This window comes from Arthrobacter sp. Soil763 (genome assembly GCF_001428365.1).
In the GTDB taxonomy this organism is placed as follows: Bacteria; Actinomycetota; Actinomycetes; order Actinomycetales; family Micrococcaceae; genus Arthrobacter.
On record NZ_LMSH01000003.1, the window covers coordinates 237,993 to 256,913 of the forward strand.

Here is an 18,921-nt window from a genome sequence, read left to right on the forward strand (position 1 = left end):
NCTCGCGCCAGCCGGCGGTCTGCGATTCCGGGGCGAAGGGGTGGATGGAGGCGAACTCGGGCCAGGAGATGGCTTCCATCTCGGCCGTGGCGTTCAGCTTCATGGTGCAGGACCCCAGCGGGATCATGGTGCGGTCCAGGGCCAGGTCCCGGTCCGAGAGGCGGCGGATGTACCGCAGCAGCTGGGTCTCGGAGCGGTGGGTGTTGAACACCGGGTGCTGCAGGTAATCGGAGGTGCGCAGCAGCGCCTCGGGCAGCTCAAAACCGTTCGGCTCGCCCACCGGCCCGGCGCCAAAGGCGACGGCCACCGCGGAGAGGACCTCCGGCGTCGTGGTCTCATCGACTGACACGCCGACCGTGTCGGCGTCGATGAAGCGCAGGTTGATGCCCCGGGCTTCCGCGGCGATGATGACCTTGCGGGCTTTGCCCGGCACCCGGACGGTGAGGGTGTCGAAGAAGGATCCGCTGAGCAGTTCCCGTCCGGCCGTTTCCAGCGCGGTGGCGAGGATCCGGGCGTTGTTGTGGACGGTTTCGGCGATCGCCTTCAGCCCGTCGGGGCCGTGGTAGACGGCGTAGAAGGAGGATACGATCGCCAGCAGCGCCTGGGCGGTGCAGATGTTGGAGGTGGCCTTCTCGCGGCGGATGTGCTGTTCGCGGGTCTGCAGCGCCAGCCGGTAGGCCGGGACGCCGGCGTTGTCCTTGGACACCCCGACAATGCGGCCCGGCAGGGTGCGTTCCATTCCGGCGCGCACGGCCATATAGGCCGCGTGCGGGCCGCCGAAGAAGAGCGGCACGCCCAGGCGCTGGGAGGAACCGACGGCGATGTCCGCGCCCTGTTCGCCCGGAGGCGTGATCAGGGTCAGGGCCAGCAGGTCCGCGGCGACGGTGACGAGCGCGCCGCGCTCCTTGGCCTCGGCGATGACAGTGGTCTGGTCCCAGACCCGGCCGGACACTCCCGGCTGCTGCAGCACGATGCCGTTGATGTCGCCGCCGGGCAGGCCCTGGGACAGGTCCGCGACCTCCACCTCAAAGCCAAGCGCCTCGGCGCGGCCCTTGACGATCGCGATGGTCTGCGGGAGGCAGTCGGCGTCGAGGACGGTCCTGCCGTCGAGGGCCGACTTGTTCTTGTTGGCCCGGCGCATCAGCAGCACGGCCTCGGCGACGGCGGTGGCTTCATCCAGCAGCGAGGCGTTGGCGACCGGCAGGGCGGTCAGGTCCTGAACCATGGTCTGGAAGTTCAGCAGCGCCTCAAGCCGGCCCTGCGAGATTTCCGGCTGGTAGGGCGTGTAGGCGGTGTACCAGGCCGGGGCCTCGAGGACGTTCCGGCGGATCACGGCCGGGGTGACAGTGTCGAAATAGCCCTGGCCGATCATCTGCACGGCAGTCTTGTTCTTGGCGGCCAGCCTGCGCAGTTCGGCGAGCACTTCGACCTCGCTCAGGGCATCGGCCAACTGCAGCGCGACGTCCTGGCGGATGGAATCGGGGACAGCGGTGTCCACCAAGCCATCGACGCTGTCGTAGCCGACAGCCTTCAGCATGGCGTCGACGTCGGCCTGGCGGCGGGCACCGATATGGCGGTCGGCGAACTGGGATGGAAGAGATTGAACCGTCAAGAGGAACTCCAAGGTTTGGCCGGCGCAATGGCGCCGGAGGGGACCGGGTTCCTCCCCGCTCTGTATTGGACCTGAGAGATTCCGCAGACCTTTGTCCGCTTGCACCGTCGGTGAGCCAGGAACGAACCTGACTGCTTTCCAGAGTTGCCTCGCCGCGGCGGTACATGGGCCTGAGAGATTCCTGGGGAGGATTTGCTCCTACGGCGCCTGCCCGGTGATGACGGGGAGGACTCTCCCGCCACGGCTCGAAAGGCTTATTCGAATGTGGTGATTCGGCTCACACGCTACACACATTGCCCGGACCGGGCAACATGACGGCTTCGTGCGACGAAACAATTCGGCGGGGTTGACTTTCCGGCGTGATCCATCCCACACTGAATCGGCCGGACGCGTCCCAGTTGGGCTGACCGCCGGTGTTTCTACGGATCCGGGCACATTGCCGGAGAAGAGTAACGACCTTACGGCCCGTGGTTGAGCGGAGTTGACCTCCAAGCCACTGCGCCTTCCGTATTCACAACAAAATCAACATGCTTATGATCTGCGGCGGGAGAGTCCTGCCGGTACATTCAGCAGGCGCCGTAGGAGCAAATCCTCCCCAGGAATCTCTCAGGCCCCCGTACCGCCGCGGCGAGGCAACTCTGGAAAGCAGCACGTGCGCCGCTGGCGCCGCGCTCACCGAAGGTGCAAGCGGCTCCTGCCACGGCAGGGACCGCGGAAACTCTCAGGTCCCAGACAGAGCGGGGAGGAACCCGAATCAATGTGGCATTGAAGTGCCACGTGAACGATGGAGTTCCTCATGACGATTCAGACACCGGCTTCAACCACGGTTGAAGCCCCCCACCTCGAGCGGCAGCTCAGTAACCGCCACATCCAGCTGATAGCCATCGGCGGCGCCATTGGCACGGGCCTGTTCATGGGCTCGGGCAAGACCATTTCGGCGGCCGGTCCGTCCGTCATTTTTGTGTACATGATCATCGGTTTCATGTTGTTTTTCGTCATGCGGGCCATGGGCGAACTGCTCCTGTCGAACCTGCATTACAAGTCCTTCAGCGACTTCGCCGCCGATCTGCTGGGGCCGTGGGCGGGCTTCTTCACCGGCTGGACGTACTGGTTCTGCTGGGTGATCACCGGCATCGCGGACGTCATCGCCATCGCGGGGTATTCCCAGGAACTCTGGCCGGGGCTGCCGTTGTGGATCCCGGGACTGGCGACCGTCGCCATCCTGCTGCTGCTGAACCTGACCACCGTGAAGGCGTTCGGTGAAACCGAGTTCTGGTTCGCCCTCATCAAGATCATCGCCATTGCGGCGCTGATCGTCGTGGGCCTATTCATGATCTTCAGCGGCTTCAGCTCCGAGGCCGGACCGGCCACGTTCACGAACCTGTGGAGCCACGGCGGCTTCTTCCCCAACGAATTCATGGGTTTTGTGGCCGGGTTCCAGATCGCCGTGTTCGCGTTCGTCGGCATCGAACTGGTCGGCACGACGGCGGCGGAGGCCAAGGACCCGGAGAAGAACCTGCCCCGGGCCATCAACTCGATCCCGGTGCGTGTACTCCTCTTCTACGTCGGCGCGCTCATCATCCTGATGTCCGTGATCCCCTGGACCCAGTTCGCCGCCGGACACAGCCCCTTCATCGCCATGTTCTCCCTGGCCGGCCTCGGTGCCGCCGCGACCGTCGTCAACCTCGTGGTCCTCAGCTCGGCGATGTCCTCGGCCAACTCCGGCATCTACTCGACCTCACGAATGGTCTACGGACTCGCCCAGGAAGGTGATGCGCCGGCGCGCTTCGGTGATCTGTCCCGCCGCAAGGTTCCGCAGAACGCGCTCTTCCTATCCTGCGTCCTGCTGCTGGCCGGCGTCGTCCTCATGTACGCGGGGGAAAACATCGGGAAAGCCTTCGAGATGGTCACCACCGTTTCGGCTGTCTGCTTCATCTTCGTCTGGTCGATCATCCTCGCCTGCTACGTAGCCTTCCGGCGGCGCCGTCCGCAGCTCCATGACTCGTCGAAGTTCAAGATGCCCGGCGGCGTCCCCATGGTGTGGGTAGTGTTCGCGTTCTTCGCCTTCGTGCTCTGGACCCTGACCACCCAGCCGGACACGCTGGCCGCGCTCCTGGTCACGCCCGTCTGGTTCATCGTCCTCGGCGTGGCGTGGTCCATCCTGCGCCGCCGGCCGGCCCACCTGGCCCGCTACGAGGCGTTCCAGGCCGAGCTGCAGTCCGAACAGGATGTTGCAGAGCTCCGGGCGGTGGACAGCAAGTGAAGACCGCAACAGCCACATACCCGATCACCACCGCCCCGGACCGGGCCGAGGAGGCCGGCGCGGAATTCGTGCTCACCCTCGACTGCGCCGAATCACCTGGAATCATCAGCTCCGTTTCGAAATTCCTCCTGGACCACGGCTGCAACATCATCGACATCAAACAATTCGGTGACCGGCAGGAACAGCATTTCTTCATGAGGGTGCACTTCGTCTCCTCGGGCAACGCTCCAAGTGCCGAGGCGCTCCGCCAGGACTTCACCCCGGTCGCGGGGGAATGGGCCATGAACTGGCGGCTGGAGCCGCATGGCCGCAAGCAGCGGATCCTTGTCATGGTCTCGAAGTACGGCCATTGCCTGAACGACCTGCTCTTCCGGGCCCGCACCGGCGAACTCCCGGTCGAGATCGTGGCCGTGGTGTCCAACCACCGGGACCACGAGGATCTCGTGGGCTGGCACGGGATCCCGTTCCACCATGTGCCCGTGAGCCAGGCAACGAAACCGGAAGCCGAAGCAACCCTGCTCTCGCTGGTGGACACCTACCAGGTGGAACTGGTCGTCCTTGCCCGGTACATGCAGGTCTTGAGCGACAACCTCACGGCCCGGCTCGCCGGCAAGGCCATCAACATCCACCACTCGTTCCTGCCGAGCTTCAAGGGCGCCAAGCCCTACCACCAGGCCTACGAACGGGGCGTCAAGACCGTCGGGGCCACCGCGCACTACGTGAATTCGGAACTGGACGAAGGCCCCATCATCGCCCAGCAGGTCATCGAGGTCGATCACACCTACACGCCTGCCGACCTTGTGACGGTCGGCCGCGACGCCGAGTGCAAGGCCCTGACGAACGCCGTCCGCTGGCATTCCGAAGGCCGCATTATTCTCTCCGGCAACCGGACGGTCGTCCTTCGCTGACGCGTTTCCGCCCGATCATGCGAAGCCGCCCGGGTTCACGGGCGGCTTCGCATGGCGGACCGGATCCGGTCCCGGATCCTGCCCAGGCTTGCCCTCCGGTGCGCTGCGCCGGCCATTCCTTGGAGTTCCTCGTGACGGTTCACTGTGTTTCATCCATAACTTCCACCCCTCGGCCCGGCAACGATGCCGGCGGGGCGCTTCCCCTCCGGCTGGAAATTGTCCCCACCGACGGCATCGTCGCCCGGGTCCAGTCGGGGCTGCCCCCGGGAGCTGCGCTCACGGTGACGTGCCTGCCGCACCACGGCGTCACGCCCACCGTTCAGACAGCGGTCCGGCTGGCCCGGCTGGGCTATGATGTGGTCCCGCACCTCGCCGCCCGCAGCCTGGCGGACCGCGCCCAACTCGCCGGCGTCCTCAGGGACTGCAGGGCCGCCGGGATCAACGAGGTCTTTGCCGTCGGCGGGGACGCGGCGCACGCGGCGGGCCCGTACGAAACCGGTGCCCGGCTGCTGGAAGACATCGCCGAAATCTCCGGAGGGGAGGTCGCCGTCGGCGTCGCCGGCTATCCCGAAGGCCACCCCCAGCGGAGCCAGCTCCATATGCTCGACGCGCTGCTGGAAAAACAGCATCTTGCCGCCAGCGTGGTCACGCAAATGTGCTTTTCCGCCGCCCGGATTAACTGGTACGTCGAGTTGCTGCGCCGGGAGGGCGTTTCTTTGCCGGTGTGGGCCGGGGTCGCGGGGTCCGTGCCGCGTACCAAGCTCATTTCGCTGGCCGCCAAGATTGGCGTCGGCCCGTCCCTGCGGTTCATCAGCCGCAAGGGCCCGCTCGCCCGGCGGCTCATGGACGGCGGTAACTATTCACCCCGGCGCCTGGTGTCGGAGTTGTCCGCCGGCCAGCCCTCCCTGGCCGGCGTCCACCTCTACACCTTCAACAACCTTGACCCGTACGCTCTTGCCCGCGGGCCACAAGGCGTGGCTGCGCGCTGAGCCACGACGCCCGCACGCCCGCTGGTGGCCGGGCGCGGCAGGGGCCCCGCCCGGAGTCCGGACGGGGCCCCTGCCGCGGCGCTCTGCCAGTGAGCCGCGAAGTGGCCGTTCAGTGGCCCCGGGCGATCCATTCCTCGAGCTGCGGCGCCTCTGCGCCGACCGTGGTCGAGTCCCCATGTCCGGTGCGCACCACCGTGTCCGCCGGCAGGGTCAGGAGCCGGGACTTGATGGATTCGATGATGGTGGGGAAGTCGCTGAAGGACCGGCCGGTCGCTCCTGGGCCGCCCTGGAACAGGGTGTCGCCGGTGAAAACGGTGCCTTCGCTCTCCAGCCGGAAGCTGACGGAGCCGGGGGAGTGGCCGGGGGTGTGCAGGGCCACCAGCCGGGCGCCGGCGACGTCGAACGTGTCGCCGTCGGAAATCGCGTGGTCCGGCTCGGTGCCCGGGAAGACCCGGTCCCAGAGCATCCAGTCGTCCCGGTGCAGGTAGACCGGCGCGCCCACCAGGTTCCGGAATTCGCCCACCGCGGCGATGTGGTCGTCATGGCCGTGGGTCAGCAGGATGGCCGTGACGGTCCGGCCGGCGACGGCTTCCGCGATCGCTGCGGCGTCGTGGGCGGGATCGATCACCAGGCACTCGGTGTCGTTGCCGACGATCCAAACGTTGTTGTCGACGTCCCAGGTGCCGCCGTCGAGCGAAAACGTCCCGGACGTGACCAGCTGGTCGATCCTCACGCCGGACCCGTTCACAGTTCCACCACCGAGCGGAGCACGGAGCCGGCGTGCATTTTCTCGAATGCCTCCTCGATCTGGTCGATCGTGATCCGCTCCGTGACGAAGGCGTCCAGGTCCAGCCGCCCCTGCCGGTACAGGTCGATCAGCATCGGGAAGTCACGGGAGGGCAGGCAGTCGCCGTACCAGGAGGACTTCAGCGAGCCGCCGCGGCCGAAGACGTCCAGCAGCGGCAGCTCCAGGGTCATCTCCGGGCTGGGGACGCCCACCAGGACGACGGTGCCGGCGAGGTCGCGGGCGTAGAAGGCCTGCTTGTACGTCTCGGGACGCCCGACGGCGTCGATCACGACGTCGGCGCCGAAGCCGCCGGTCAGTTCGCGGATCGCCTCGACCGGGTCGACGGCGGAGGAGTCCACCGTGTGGGTGGCGCCGAGTTCCTTGGCGCGTTCGAGCTTCTTGGCGTCGATGTCCACGGCGATCACGGTGGTGGCGCCGGCGAGCGCGGCGCCGGCTACGGCTGCCACGCCGACGCCGCCGCAGCCGATGACGGCGACGGAGTCGCCCCGTCCGACGTTGCCGGTGTTGATGGCGGCGCCGAGGCCGGCCATGACGCCGCAGCCGAGCAGGCCGATGGCGGCGGGATCGGCGTCGGGGTCGACCTTGGTGCACTGGCCGGCGGCGACCAGGGTCTTCTCAGCGAAGGCGCCGATGCCGAGCGCGGCAGTGAGCTCGGTGCCGTCCTCCAGGGTCATCTTCTGCGTGGCGTTGTGCGTGTTGAAGCAGTACTGCGGTTCGCCGCGGCGGCAGGCGCGGCATTCGCCGCAGACGGCCCGCCAGTTCAGCACCACCCGGTCCCCGGGTGCCACCGCGGTGACATCGGGGCCCACGGCGCTGACCACGCCGGTGGCTTCGTGGCCGAGCAGGAAGGGGAAGTCATCATTGATGGCGCCCTGCTTGTAGTGCAGGTCGGTGTGGCAGACGCCGCAGGTGAGGACATCCACCAGGGCCTCGCCGGGGCCGGGATCCGGGACCAGGATGGTCTCCAGGGTGACCGGGGCGTTCTTGGACCGGACGATCGCGCCCTTGACTTTGTGGACCATGGGATAGCTCCTATTCATCGCCGTCTTCCCGCCGGAAGCCGGAGGGAAACGGTACGGCGCGGACTTCTGGGGTGAACCGGCAGTCCGCGCCGTACGTGGTTGGGGGTGTGCTGAAGGCTTCCTATGCCGCGAGGCGGCTCTTGACCTCGGCCGCGGAGGGGTTGGTCGCGGCGGTGCCGTCCGGGAACAGGACGGTGGGCACGGTGCGGTTGCCGCCGTTGAGCTGCTCAACGAGTTCGGCGGTACCCTCGACTTCCTCGATGTTGATCTCGGTGTAGCCGATACCCTGCGCGTCCAGCTGCTTCTTCAGCCGGTTGCAGTAGCCACACCAGGTCGTCGAAAACATGGTGATGGTGCCGGAATCGGGGGTGAAGTCCACGAAGTTCTCCTTAGGGCTGGTCGGCGGCGCCGGGGCGAAGCGCGGGGCGCCGATGAAAGTCATACGTCATTGCCCATAACCGTAACCCGCCGGCCGCTATTCCCGCAGGTACTGTCCGGGGACCCTTCCCGGTGGCATGCTGGTGCCATGTGTGGACGCTATGTGATGGCCCGTGCGGTCGGGGACCTGTTGGCCGAATTCGACGCCGAACTCGAAGAGGAAGTGGTGATCCCGCCGTCGTGGAATGTCGCCCCGACCGCCGACGTGCCGATCATCCTCGAACGCCTCGTCGACGACGGGGCCGCGCCAAAACCGGTCCGGCAGCTGCACATCGCCCGCTGGGGCCTGGTGCCCTCCTGGGCCAAGGACCCCGGCATCGGCTCGAAGATGATCAATGCGCGCAGCGAAAGCGTGCTGGAGAAGCCCGCGTTCCGGAAAGCGACGCGCGCCCGACGCTGCGCCGTTCCTGCCGACGGCTATTACGAGTGGAAGGGTGAGGGCCGCGGGAAGCAGCCCTACTACGTGCACCCGAAGGACGGCAGCCCGGTGGTCTTCGCGGGGCTCTATGAATGGTGGAAGGACCCGTCGAAGGCCGAGGGGGACCCGGGCCGCTGGCTGCTCTCGACATCGATCCTGACCACGGACTCGCCGCCGGAGGGTTACGCGGGCGGCATGCTGGCGGAACTGACGGCGCTGCACGACCGGGTGCCGTTGCCGATGGACCGTCGGACCATGGAGGCCTGGTTGGATCCGCAGGCCGAAGACGCCGCCGCCCTCGTGGGGATTGTGCGGGCCAACGCGCATGACGTCGCCGAGGGCTGGACGATCGACGCCGTCGGAACCGCCGTAGGGAACGTCAAGAACGATTCCCCGGAGCTGATCCAGCCCGTGGGGAGCCTGTTCTAAAGGGTCTGTCCCGGGATAGTCGTGCCGGGCGTGGCAGGGGGAGACCTAGACCGTCACCCTGCCGTCGGCGTCGACCGTCCAGGTGGGGTTGAAGCCCACCTCCCAGCGGAAGCCGTCAGGATCGGCAAAGTAGCCCGTGTAGCCACCCCAGGGCTGGGTCCTGGCCACCGCGACGATGACGGCTCCGGCGGCCTCCGCCTGGCGCAGGACCTCGTCCACCTCCGGGGCGCTGCCCACGTTGTGGCTCAGGGTGATGCAGGGAACCCCGGCGGGTGCGTCGGTGCCTGCTTCGGCCTGCATCTGCCCTGCGTTCCAGAGCGAGAGAATCAGGCCGTGGTTGGCCTGCAGGAAGAGGACGTCGCCGGGGACCTCGCGGTGGACCGGCCACCCGAGCCCCTCGACATAGAAGCGGCGCGAGGCGTCGACACTGCGGACGCCCAGTGAGATGAAGTCGACTCGTGGTTGCATCGTTCGATACTGTCATGGGCATGTCCACATCCCATCGTGACGCCAAAGATGCCCAGGCCGACAAGGACCAGCTCGCAGCCGTGCGGGTGGCGGTCGACGAGGTGGACGAGCAGATTGTCGCGTTGATCGGCCGCCGGGAGCGGCTGATCCGCATCGCCGGGACGCTCAAGGCCGACAGCGCCGAGGTGCGGGCCCCGGGACGGGTGGAACGGGTCCTTGAACACGTCAAGGCGACGGCGGAAGCAAAAGACATCGATCCTGACATCGTCACGGAGACGTACCAGGCGATGATCGCGGCGTTCACCCGGCTCGAACTGGACGTCTACAAGGCCGGCAACTGACCGGTGGCACGATCCGCCGCACCATCCGCCGCGACGCGGTTCCCGGAGGCTACAGGGCCTCTTCGACCGGTACGTTGGCCTGGTAGTCACGGCCGTCGCAGTCACTGTAGGCCGTCATCAGATGGCCCTTGGTCAGGCCCATCACAGTGCTGAGCGGAAAGTTCCCGGTGATGGTGTTTCCGGAATGCTCCACACCCTTGAGGTCGAAGTTCTCCTCCGTGCCGTCATGGCTGAAGCAGAAAAAGGACACGGCCTCGCCGTTCATGAACTCGATTTCCATCCGGCGCTGATGGGAATGGTCCGGGGTGGACGCCACCAGCCCCACCACATACGCCCCCGAACTGGGGATATTCCCGTCAATATCGAATTTCGCCACCAAGGTTGAATCCTTGGCGGCGATACTTACGTGCTTCAGGAGTGCGCTGTGGGAGCTCATGGCTCAATCCTGCTACCTGCGCCTGCGTCCGTCCACCCCCGATCTAGGTTTTGTCCCGGCCCCGGCGTAGACTGAAAGTGTTCGAAGATATATTCGAATACTCGGTCCTGTGCCCTGCCCGGGAACGGCCCGGGGAAAGCTTTGTTCAGGCCGGTGTAGCGGCCGGTGGGTCCGGGAGGCGTCATGGGGATGTTCAGTGAGTCGGTGGACGTCGACTGCACGCCCACGGGTCAGCCCCGGTCCCTGGAATGGGCCGGGCGGCACTATGACGTCTGCGCCGAACCGGTCCGCTGGTTCGAGCGGCGGCAATGGTGGGCTGAGGAAATGCGGGCTCCTCTGGGCGGCGGGGCAGGGCTGGTGGACCACGAGATCTGGCGGATCCAGGTCCGCGATGCCGGGCACCCGGAGCAAACCCTCACCCTGGACCTGAGCCGGCACGCCGGCAGCGGCCGCTGGCGGCTGCTGCGGATCCATGACTCCCTCCGCCCGGTCCGGAAAACTGAATCGGCATGAGCTTCACCCATCTGCACGTCTCCACCGCCTTCAGCGCCCACTATGGGGTTTCCTGGCCGGAGGAGCTGGCAGCGGCGGCCGCGGCCGACGGTGCCACGGCGCTCGCGTGCACCGACCGCGACGGCCTGTACGGCACGGTCAAGCACCTGAAGGCCTGTATGGCCGCGGGGCTGGACGCCGTCGTCGGCGTGGACCTTGCGGTCTTCGACGACGACGGCGACTTCCGCGCCCAGCCCGGCGGCCGCGTCGTCGTGCTGGCGCACGGGCAGAACCAGGGCGCCGGCTACCGTGCGCTGTGCCGGCTGGTCTCGGACGCCCATGCCCGCACCACCGGCAAGGCCGGCGGCACGGTGCCCGTCGCGGTGACCCGGGCGGAACTTGCCTCCCGCACCCTGGACCCGCACACCCTCAAACCGGTCCTGACCGTCCTGCTCGGCCCGGACTCCGACGTCGGCCGCGCCATGACCGGGCGGCGCTACCTGCGCCCCCGCACCCTCTTCAAACGCTGGCTGGACGCCATGCCGCCGGGAACCGTCGCCGCCGAGGTGGTCTCGCAGCTCAGCCCGCCCGGCGAGCCGCTGAGCACGGCGCACGCGGTGCGGATGCTCAAGCTCGCGGCCGAACACGCGGTACCCGCCGTGCTGAGCAACGCGGTGCGGTATTGCGCCGAGGACGGGGCGGCCACGGCGGACGTGCTGGACTCCGCGCGCACCCTGAAGTCCCTGCCCGAACTCGCCGCAGCCCCGCTGCTGCAACCGAACGGACAGGCCTGGCTCAAATCCGCCGGGCAGATGCAGCAGCTGGGCCGGGAAATCATGCACGCCGCCGGCTATGGCGCCGCGGACCTGAAAAGCCTGCTCGCACAGACCGAGGCGCTCGCGGACCGCTGCCGGATGGACCCGGCCGCCGACATGGGCTGGAAGCAGCCGGTGGTGCCGGAGGCCTCGGTGATCGGGATCGCGGGAGACCCGCTCGTCGAACTCACCGGCCGCTGCGAGGCGGGCATCAATGCCCGTTTTCCCGGGATCGGCGGACGGCAGGCCGAAGCACTGCGCGCCCGGCTGGAGCACGAGCTGAGGATCATCGACAACCTGGGTTTCGCGTCCTACTTCCTCACCGTCGCCGAGGTGTCCCGGATGATCCAGGACATGGGGGTCCGGGCCGCCGCCCGCGGTTCGGGGGCCTCCAGCCTGGTCAACTACCTGATCGGCGTCAGCCAGGTGAACCCGCTGCAGCACGACCTCATTTTCGAGCGCTTCCTGTCCCGGGACCGCGCCACGCTGCCGGACATCGACATCGACGTCGAGAGCGCCGAACGCCACAACGTCTACCGGAAAATCTTCGAGCGCTTCGGCGCCGAACGCGTCACCCTGATGAGCATGCAGAACGGCTACCGGGCCCGCGGCGCCGTCCGCGACGCCGGCCTGGCGCTGGGCATGGACGGCGGGGACATCGACGAGATCGCCAAGCAGCTGTGGCGGTTCTCGGCCCGGAACTTCCGCGAGGCCCTGGTGGAGAAACCCGAGCTGAAGGAGTTCGCCGGCCGGGTGGAGCAGCGCGACCTCGGCGAAAACCAGCAGCTGGACCTGCTGGTGGACCTGACCGAACGGCTCGACCGGCTGCCACGGCACATCTCGATGCACCCCTGCGGAGTGATCCTGGGCGACGCGACCCTGCTGGACCGCACCCCGGTGCAGCCCAGCGGCCTGGGCCTGCCGATGAGCCAGTTCGACAAGCACGACATGGATCCGATGGGCATGCTCAAACTCGATGTCCTGGGTGTCCGCATGCAGAGCGCCATGGCTTTCGCCGTCCGGGAGGTGGTGCGGCTGCACCCGTCGAAGGCCGAGGTCATGGCCGCGGGCGGCCACCCGGCCGGCCCCGACGGCACCGGACCGGACTTCATCGCCGCGGACGGCCGCATCGACCTCAACGCCGTTCCACTCGACGACGAACCCACCTTCGAGCTGATCCGCAGCACCCACACCCTGGGCTGCTTCCAGATTGAATCCCCGGGACAGCGGGAACTGATCGGCAAGCTGGCGCCCCGGGAATTCAACGACCTCATCATTGACATCTCGCTGTTCCGGCCGGGGCCGATGAAGTCGGACATGGTCCGGCCGTTCCTCGAGCACCGGCACGGTTTCGCGCCGGAGGTATTTCCGCACCCCGACCTCAAGCCCGTGCTCCAGGAAACCCACGGCGTCACCGTCTTCCATGAGCAGATCCTCAAAACCTTCGACATCATGACCGGCTGCGGGCTGGCCCGGGCCGATGAATTCCGGCGCGCCCTGGGCAACGAGGTGCTGGAGGCCAAAGTGGAGGAATTCTTCCGCCGCGAAGCCCGGGCGCGGAATTACGCCCCCGCGGTGGTGGACAAGGTCTGGGGGACGCTTAAAGCGTTCGGCAGCTTCGGTTTCTGCAAGGCCCACGGCGCCGCCTTCGCCGTTCCCACCTACCAGTCGGCCTGGCTCAAGGCCCACCACCCGGAGGCATTCCTCGCCGGGCTCTGGGAACACGATCCGGGCATGTACCCCAAGCGGCTGCTGGTGGCCGAGGCCCGGCGGCTGGGCATTCCCATCCTCCCGCTGGACATCAACCGCAGCCAGGCCGAATACCGGGTTGAACGAGTGGAAGAAGGCCCGGACCGTGGCAGGCTCGGCATCCGGCTGAGCCTGAACGGGATCTTCGGGCTCTCGGGCGCCGAGCTGAAGCGGATTGTGGCCGGCCAGCCCTTCGACTCGCTGGCAGACCTGCGCGCCCGGGCCCGGCTGAGCAAACCAAGCATCCAGCGGCTCGCCCAGCTGGGCGCCTTCGATTCGCTGCACCGGAGCTCGGGAGGCAGCGCCAACCGGGCAGACCTGGTGCAGCACCTGCAGCAGCTCCAGGGCCGGACGCACCGCAAGGGCGCCGAGGTCATCGAAGGGCAGCTGGCCCTGCCCCTGGGCGACGTCGAACTGAAGAACATCAAGGCCGGACTGCCCGCCCCCACCCTGGTGGAGACTGTCCGCGCCGAACTCGACCTGATGGCCGTGGATGTCAGCAGCCACCTCATGTCCAGCCACCGGCCCCTGCTGGACCGGCTGGGAGTCACGACTGCGGACAAGCTGCTGGGGCTCCGCAACGGCACCGAGGTGCTGGTGGCGGGGGTGCGGGTTGCCACCCAGACCCCGCCGATGCGCGGCGGCCGCCGGGTGGTGTTTATCAGCATCGACGACGGGACCGGCTGCGTGGATTCGGTCTTCTTCCACGAGGCCCAGGAGCAGGCCGGCCCGTTGCTGTTCAGCACCCGGCTGCTCTTGATCCGCGGCACCACCCGCCGGACCGGGCCGCGCGGCATCAGCATCAGCGCCTCGATGGCCTGGGACCTCAGCCGCACCGACACCCTGCCCTTCCCTGCGCCCGCGGGCTCCGCCGGAGCCGAACCCGGTGACACAGCCTCGCCGGTCCCCGCCGACGTGACCGTGCCGGGACCGCTGGACGGGATCCGGCGGAACCTTGCCATCACCGGGTTCGGCGGCTGAAGGGCGGATTTTCCCCGCCAGCCTGCGTTGGTTGGCCCCTCCGGAACCCGATAGCATGGACGAGGCTGGCTGTGGTCCCCGTACGCCACAAGCTACGAAGCCTTAACTTTGAATAGGAGACACCCGTGTCAGATGCCCAGCAGATCACCCTTCTCGTCGACGGCGAAGAGACCAAGGTGACTACCGGGACCACCGGCGCGGAACTCTTTTTTGAGCGCCGCGACGTCGTTGTGGCCCGCGTCAACGGCGAGCTGAAAGACCTCGACCAGCCGCTTCCCGAAGGCGCCACCATCGAAGGTGTCACCATCGATTCCCCGGACGGGCTGAACGTCCTGCGCCACTCCGCCGCCCACGTCATGGCCCAGGCCGTACAGCAGCTGCGCCCCGACGCCAAGCTCGGCATCGGCCCGTACATCACCGACGGTTTCTACTTCGACTTCGACGTCGAGGAGCCCTTCACCCCGGAGGACCTGCGCCAGCTGGAGAAGATGATGCAGAAGATCATCAACCAGAACCAGAAGTTCGTCCGGCGGGTCGTCACCGAGGACGAGGCGCGCGAGGCGATGAAGAACGAGCCCTACAAGCTTGAACTGATCGGCCTGAAGGGTGCCGGCTCCGATGCCGACGGCTCGTCCGTGGAGGTCGGCGGCGGCGAACTGAGCATCTACGACAACGTCGAGCGCAAGGAAGGCACCACCGTCTGGTGCGACCTCTGCCGCGGACCGCACCTGCCCAACACCAAGCTGATCTCGAACGCTTTCGCGCTGACCCGCTCTTCTGCCGCCTATTGGCGCGGCAGCGAGAAGAACAAGCAGCTCCAGCGCATCTACGGCACCGCCTGGCCGACCAAGGAAGCGCTCAAGGCCTACCAGGAGCGGATCGCCGAGGCCGAGCGCCGCGACCACCGCAAGCTTGGCGCGGAACTGGACCTGTTTTCCTTCCCGGACGAGCTGGGCTCCGGCCTGCCGGTGTTCCACCCCAAGGGCGGCATCATCCGCAAGGCCATGGAGGACTACTCCCGCCAGCGGCACGTCGACGCCGGCTATGAATTCGTCTACACGCCGCACATCACCAAGGGCCACCTCTACGAGGTTTCCGGGCACCTGGACTGGTACCGGGAGGGCATGTTCCCCGCCATGCACATCGACGCGGAGCTCAACGAGGACGGCACCGTGCGCAAGCCCGGCCAGGACTACTACCTGAAGCCGATGAACTGCCCGATGCACAACCTGATCTTCCGTTCCCGCGGCCGCTCCTACCGCGAACTGCCGCTGCGGCTCTTCGAATTCGGTTCCGTCTACCGCTACGAGAAGTCCGGCGTCGTCCACGGCCTGACCAGGGTCCGCGGCATGACCCAGGATGACGCCCACATCTACTGCACCCGCGAGCAGATGAAGGACGAACTCACCACCACGCTGAACTTCGTTCTCGCCCTGCTGAAGGACTACGGGCTCAACGACTTCTACCTGGAACTCTCCACCAAGGACCCGGAGAAGTTCGTCGGCTCGGACGAGATCTGGGAGGAAGCCACCCGGACCCTCGCCGAGGTCGCCGAGGAATCCGGACTGGACCTGGTCCCGGATCCGGGTGGAGCGGCGTTCTACGGGCCCAAGATTTCCGTCCAGGCCCGCGACGCGATCGGCCGGACTTGGCAGATGTCCACCATCCAGCTGGACTTCAACCTGCCTGAGCGCTTCGAACTCGAGTTCCAGGCCGCCGACGGCACCCGCCAGCGCCCGGTGATGATCCACCGCGCCCTGTTCGGCTCGATCGAGCGCTTCATGGGCGTCCTGACCGAGCACTACGCCGGGGCGTTCCCGGCCTGGCTCGCGCCGGTGCAGGTGGTCGGCATTCCGGTGGCCGAGGCGTTCAACGACTACATGTTCGACGTCGTCGACAAGCTCAAGGCGGCCGGGATCCGGGCCGAGGTGGACATTTCCTCGGACCGCTTCCCGAAGAAGATCCGCACCGCCAGCAAAGATAAGATCCCGTTCGTGCTGATCGCCGGCGGCGACGACGCCGAGGCCGGCGCCGTGTCCTTCCGCTTCCGCGACGGCAGCCAGGACAACGGGGTGCCGGTGGAGGAAGCCGTCAGCCGGATCGTCGACGCCGTCCGCAACCGGACCAGCTAGCGGGGGAGCAGCACGTGCAGGAGACCACAGGCGCCGTCCCGGGCTACCCGGGCGACGACGGCGTGACCGACGACTTTGGCCTGGCCGGGGTGCCGGACGCGTTCCAGCGCCTGTGGACTCCGCACCGCATGGCCTACATCAAGGGCGGCCAGCACCAGTTCAAGAACCCGGACGACTGCCCGTTCTGCGTCGCGCCCGAGCGCGAGGACGACGACTCGCTGATCGTGTTCCGCGGCCGGTCGTGCTACGTCGTGCTCAACCTCTTCCCGTACAACCCTGGCCACCTCCTGGTCTGCCCCTACCGCCACATCCCGGACTACACGGACCTGACGGTGGAGGAGACCGCGGAGTTCGCAGACCTGACCCAGACGGCGATGCGGGTGCTGCGCAAGGTCGCCAACCCCACCGGGTTCAACCTCGGAATGAACCAGGGCGTCACCGGCGGCGCCGGCATCGCCGGTCACCTGCACCAGCACGTCGTGCCGCGCTGGGGCGGGGACGGGAACTTCTTCCCGATCATCGCCCAGACCAAAGCCATCACCCAGACGCTGGGCGAGGTCCGCCAGCAGGTCGCCGACGCCTGGCCCCAGGCGGAGGACGGCGGCGGCGACCAGGGCAGCAACACAGGGCAGATGCCGGCCGGTGCAACGGATGCTTAACAAGCACGCCCGCGGGTTCTTCACCGCGCTCTTCACCCCGTTCGCACGCTGGCTGCTGCGGATCGGCGTCTCCCCGGATGCGGTCACCATCGTGGGGACCGCCGGCGTCGTCGTCGGCGCCCTGGTGCTTTACCCGCTGGGGGAGCTGTGGTGGGGGACCCTGTTCATTACCGCGTTCATCTTCTCCGACGTCGTCGACGGGATCATGGCCCGCCTGCAGGACCGCGGCGGCCGCTGGGGCAACTTCCTGGACTCCACCCTGGACCGGATCGCCGACGGCGCCCTTTTTGCCGGCGTCGCCATCTGGTTCTTCACCGGCGGCGCGGACACGGCGATCGCCGTCGCGGCGCTGCTCTGCCTGGTCCTCGGCATGGTGGTCTCCTACGCGCGGGCCAAGGCGGAGGCCCTGGGTTTCCACGCCAACGTCGGCATCGCCGAACGCGCCGAGCGGCTCGTCTCGGTGCTGGTGGTCACCGGCTTCACCGGGCTCGGCCTGCCCACCGTGGTCCTGTTCGCCACCCTGTGCCTGCTGGCCCTGGCCAGCTTCGTCACCGTCGTGCAACGCATCACTGCGGTGCACCGCCAGTCGCTGGACGAACACCGGGGAACCGCCAGCGAGCCGGCGGCCTGAGGGCCGCACCCGCCGTGTCTTAGCGGGCCCTTCCGGGCCGCGCTTTCCGCGGAGGGAGGGACCGTAACCGGAATTCAAACCCGCCGCGGCGGGGGACTAGTATTACCCTTACCGGCCAATGGTTCCCGGTAATCCGGTGTGAGCGAGCGTGTAGGCGAGATTCCCATCCGCGTGCCCTCCTCTCCCCGGCGAGGTCATCTATCTACCCATAGGGGTTTTTGTGTCTACACCTGATGTAAGCAGCGAAGCCGGCGCGTCCGCCAAGAACGTTACGGGCAGCAGCCGCGTCAAGCGCGGCATGGCGGAGATGCTCAAGGGCGGCGTCATCATGGACGTCGTCAACGTCGAGCAGGCCCGCATTGCCGAGGACGCCGGTGCCGTGGCCGTAATGGCGCTGGAGCGCGTTCCCGCCGACATCCGCGCCCAGGGCGGCGTGTCCCGCATGTCCGATCCGGACATGATCGACAAAATCATCGACGCCGTGTCCGTGCCGGTCATGGCCAAGGTCCGCATCGGCCACTTCGTCGAGGCGCAGGTCCTGCAGTCCCTCAACGTCGACTACATCGACGAGTCCGAGGTCCTGACCCCGGCCGACTACACCAACCACATCGACAAGTGGAACTTCACCGTTCCCTTCGTCTGCGGTGCCACGAACCTCGGTGAAGCGCTGCGCCGCATCAACGAGGGCGCGGCCATGATCCGCTCCAAGGGTGAGGCCGGCACCGGCGACGTCTCCAACGCCACCACCCACATGCGCCAGATCCGCGCCGAAATCCTGAAGCTCGCCGCCCTGCCCGAGGACGAGCTCTACGTCGCCGCCAAGGAACTGCAGGCCCCGTACGAACTGGTCAAGGAAGTTGCCGCCACCGGCAAGCTTCCGGTGGTGCTCTTCACCGCCGGCGGCATCGCCACTCCGGCCGACGCCGCCATGATGATGCAGCTCGGCGCCGACGGCGTCTTCGTCGGCTCAGGCATCTTCAAGTCCGGCAACCCCGCCCAGCGCGCCGCCGCCGTCGTGAAGGCCACCACCTTCTTCGACGACCCGGACGTCATCGCCAAGGCCTCCCGCGGCCTGGGCGAGGCCATGGTCGGCATCAACGTCGACGAGATCCCGCAGCCGCACCGCCTCGCCGAGCGCGGCTGGTAACTCGCGCTCCGGGGGCGACGGACGGCGCGATCCTCTGCGTGCTATTCCCCGCGCCCGGTTGGCAGCTAAGCGGCTGGCCGGGGCGCGGGGCCCCTTTTACGCACGCTGCCGGATCACACCGTTCGGCGCCTTGAGCGTTTGATTGAACGAGTCCGGCCCGCCACCTTCCAAGGTGACGGGCCG

Annotated in this window: 16 protein-coding genes, 1 pseudogene and 2 riboswitches; of the genes and pseudogenes, 11 read left to right on the plus strand and 6 right to left on the minus strand. The window is 67.6% G+C overall.

Annotated elements, in window-relative coordinates; translation table 11 throughout:
• Nucleotide 1: 1 nt before the first annotated feature.
• Nucleotides 2-1,624, minus strand: a pseudogene (locus tag ASG71_RS10850) (glycine dehydrogenase (aminomethyl-transferring)); the annotation flags it as partial.
• 136 nt (nt 1,625-1,760) lie between these two features.
• A riboswitch (glycine riboswitch) is annotated at nt 1,761-1,860 on the minus strand.
• 286 nt (nt 1,861-2,146) lie between these two features.
• A riboswitch (glycine riboswitch) is annotated at nt 2,147-2,244 on the plus strand.
• A 164-nt stretch (nt 2,245-2,408) separates the two neighbouring features.
• Here ASG71_RS10850 and cycA point away from each other — a divergent pair.
• From cycA to ASG71_RS10865, 3 genes are all read left to right on the plus strand, one after another.
• Complete coding sequence (cycA, locus tag ASG71_RS10855; RefSeq protein ID WP_056739082.1) at nt 2,409-3,875, plus strand: D-serine/D-alanine/glycine transporter; 1,467 nt, start codon at nt 2,409-2,411, stop codon at nt 3,873-3,875.
• Nucleotides 3,872-4,783, plus strand: coding sequence for a formyltetrahydrofolate deformylase (purU, locus tag ASG71_RS10860; protein WP_414826669.1), 912 nt, complete (start codon nt 3,872-3,874; stop codon nt 4,781-4,783). Before cycA ends, purU begins: the two co-directional genes overlap by 4 nt.
• A 131-nt stretch (nt 4,784-4,914) precedes the next feature.
• Complete coding sequence (locus tag ASG71_RS10865; protein WP_235564054.1) at nt 4,915-5,772, plus strand: methylenetetrahydrofolate reductase; 858 nt, start codon at nt 4,915-4,917, stop codon at nt 5,770-5,772.
• A gap of 109 nt (nt 5,773-5,881) precedes the next feature.
• Here the strand turns inward: ASG71_RS10865 and ASG71_RS10870 are convergent, their stop codons facing one another.
• From ASG71_RS10870 to ASG71_RS10880, 3 genes are all read right to left on the minus strand, one after another.
• Nucleotides 5,882-6,505: an MBL fold metallo-hydrolase gene (locus ASG71_RS10870; RefSeq protein WP_235564055.1), complete on the minus strand. Its 624-nt coding sequence runs from the start codon at nt 6,503-6,505 to the stop codon at nt 5,882-5,884.
• Nucleotides 6,506-6,516: 11 nt separating this feature from the next.
• The gene (locus ASG71_RS10875) at nt 6,517-7,602 is read right to left on the minus strand and encodes an S-(hydroxymethyl)mycothiol dehydrogenase (protein WP_056739086.1); all 1,086 of its coding nucleotides are present in this window, start codon (nt 7,600-7,602) and stop codon (nt 6,517-6,519) included.
• A 121-nt stretch (nt 7,603-7,723) separates the two neighbouring features.
• Nucleotides 7,724-7,981, minus strand: coding sequence for a mycoredoxin (locus ASG71_RS10880; protein WP_056739948.1), 258 nt, complete (start codon nt 7,979-7,981; stop codon nt 7,724-7,726).
• Nucleotides 7,982-8,128: 147 nt separating this feature from the next.
• Here ASG71_RS10880 and ASG71_RS10885 point away from each other — a divergent pair, with 147 nt between their 5' ends.
• Nucleotides 8,129-8,887, plus strand: coding sequence for an SOS response-associated peptidase (locus ASG71_RS10885; RefSeq protein WP_082575059.1), 759 nt, complete (start codon nt 8,129-8,131; stop codon nt 8,885-8,887).
• Nucleotides 8,888-8,932: 45 nt separating this feature from the next.
• Here ASG71_RS10885 and ASG71_RS10890 read toward each other — a convergent pair whose 3' ends face one another.
• Complete coding sequence (locus ASG71_RS10890; RefSeq protein ID WP_056739090.1) at nt 8,933-9,355, minus strand: VOC family protein; 423 nt, start codon at nt 9,353-9,355, stop codon at nt 8,933-8,935.
• A gap of 14 nt (nt 9,356-9,369) precedes the next feature.
• Here ASG71_RS10890 and ASG71_RS10895 point away from each other — a divergent pair, with 14 nt between their 5' ends.
• The gene (locus tag ASG71_RS10895; RefSeq protein ID WP_056739093.1) at nt 9,370-9,696 is read left to right on the plus strand and encodes a chorismate mutase; all 327 of its coding nucleotides are present in this window, start codon (nt 9,370-9,372) and stop codon (nt 9,694-9,696) included.
• 49 nt (nt 9,697-9,745) lie between these two features.
• Here the strand turns inward: ASG71_RS10895 and ASG71_RS10900 are convergent, their stop codons facing one another.
• Entirely contained in the window at nt 9,746-10,132 is a 387-nt protein-coding gene (locus tag ASG71_RS10900; protein ID WP_056739095.1) for a hypothetical protein, read from the minus strand.
• Between the two features lie 183 nt (nt 10,133-10,315).
• On the opposite strand from ASG71_RS10900, the gene ASG71_RS10905 reads away from it, so the two are divergent.
• The 6 genes from ASG71_RS10905 (at nt 10,316) to pdxS (ending at nt 18,738) form a co-directional block, all read left to right on the plus strand.
• Nucleotides 10,316-10,645 (plus strand): DUF6504 family protein, encoded by a 330-nt coding sequence (locus tag ASG71_RS10905; RefSeq protein WP_056739098.1) that lies wholly within the window; start codon nt 10,316-10,318, stop codon nt 10,643-10,645.
• Entirely contained in the window at nt 10,642-14,169 is a 3,528-nt protein-coding gene (locus tag ASG71_RS10910) for a DNA polymerase III subunit alpha (protein ID WP_056739100.1), read from the plus strand. Before ASG71_RS10905 ends, ASG71_RS10910 begins: the two co-directional genes overlap by 4 nt.
• Before the next feature lie 125 nt (nt 14,170-14,294).
• Nucleotides 14,295-16,301, plus strand: a complete 2,007-nt coding sequence (gene thrS, locus ASG71_RS10915; protein WP_056739102.1) for a threonine--tRNA ligase — start codon at nt 14,295-14,297, stop codon at nt 16,299-16,301.
• Between the two features lie 14 nt (nt 16,302-16,315).
• The gene (locus ASG71_RS10920; protein ID WP_056739104.1) at nt 16,316-16,960 is read left to right on the plus strand and encodes an HIT family protein; all 645 of its coding nucleotides are present in this window, start codon (nt 16,316-16,318) and stop codon (nt 16,958-16,960) included.
• A complete protein-coding gene (pgsA, locus tag ASG71_RS10925) occupies nt 16,953-17,591 on the plus strand; it encodes a phosphatidylinositol phosphate synthase (RefSeq protein WP_056739106.1) in 639 nt (212 codons plus the stop codon). Before ASG71_RS10920 ends, pgsA begins: the two co-directional genes overlap by 8 nt.
• A gap of 220 nt (nt 17,592-17,811) precedes the next feature.
• Complete coding sequence (gene pdxS, locus ASG71_RS10930) at nt 17,812-18,738, plus strand: pyridoxal 5'-phosphate synthase lyase subunit PdxS (RefSeq protein WP_056739108.1); 927 nt, start codon at nt 17,812-17,814, stop codon at nt 18,736-18,738.
• The last annotated feature ends 183 nt before the right edge of the window (nt 18,739-18,921 follow it).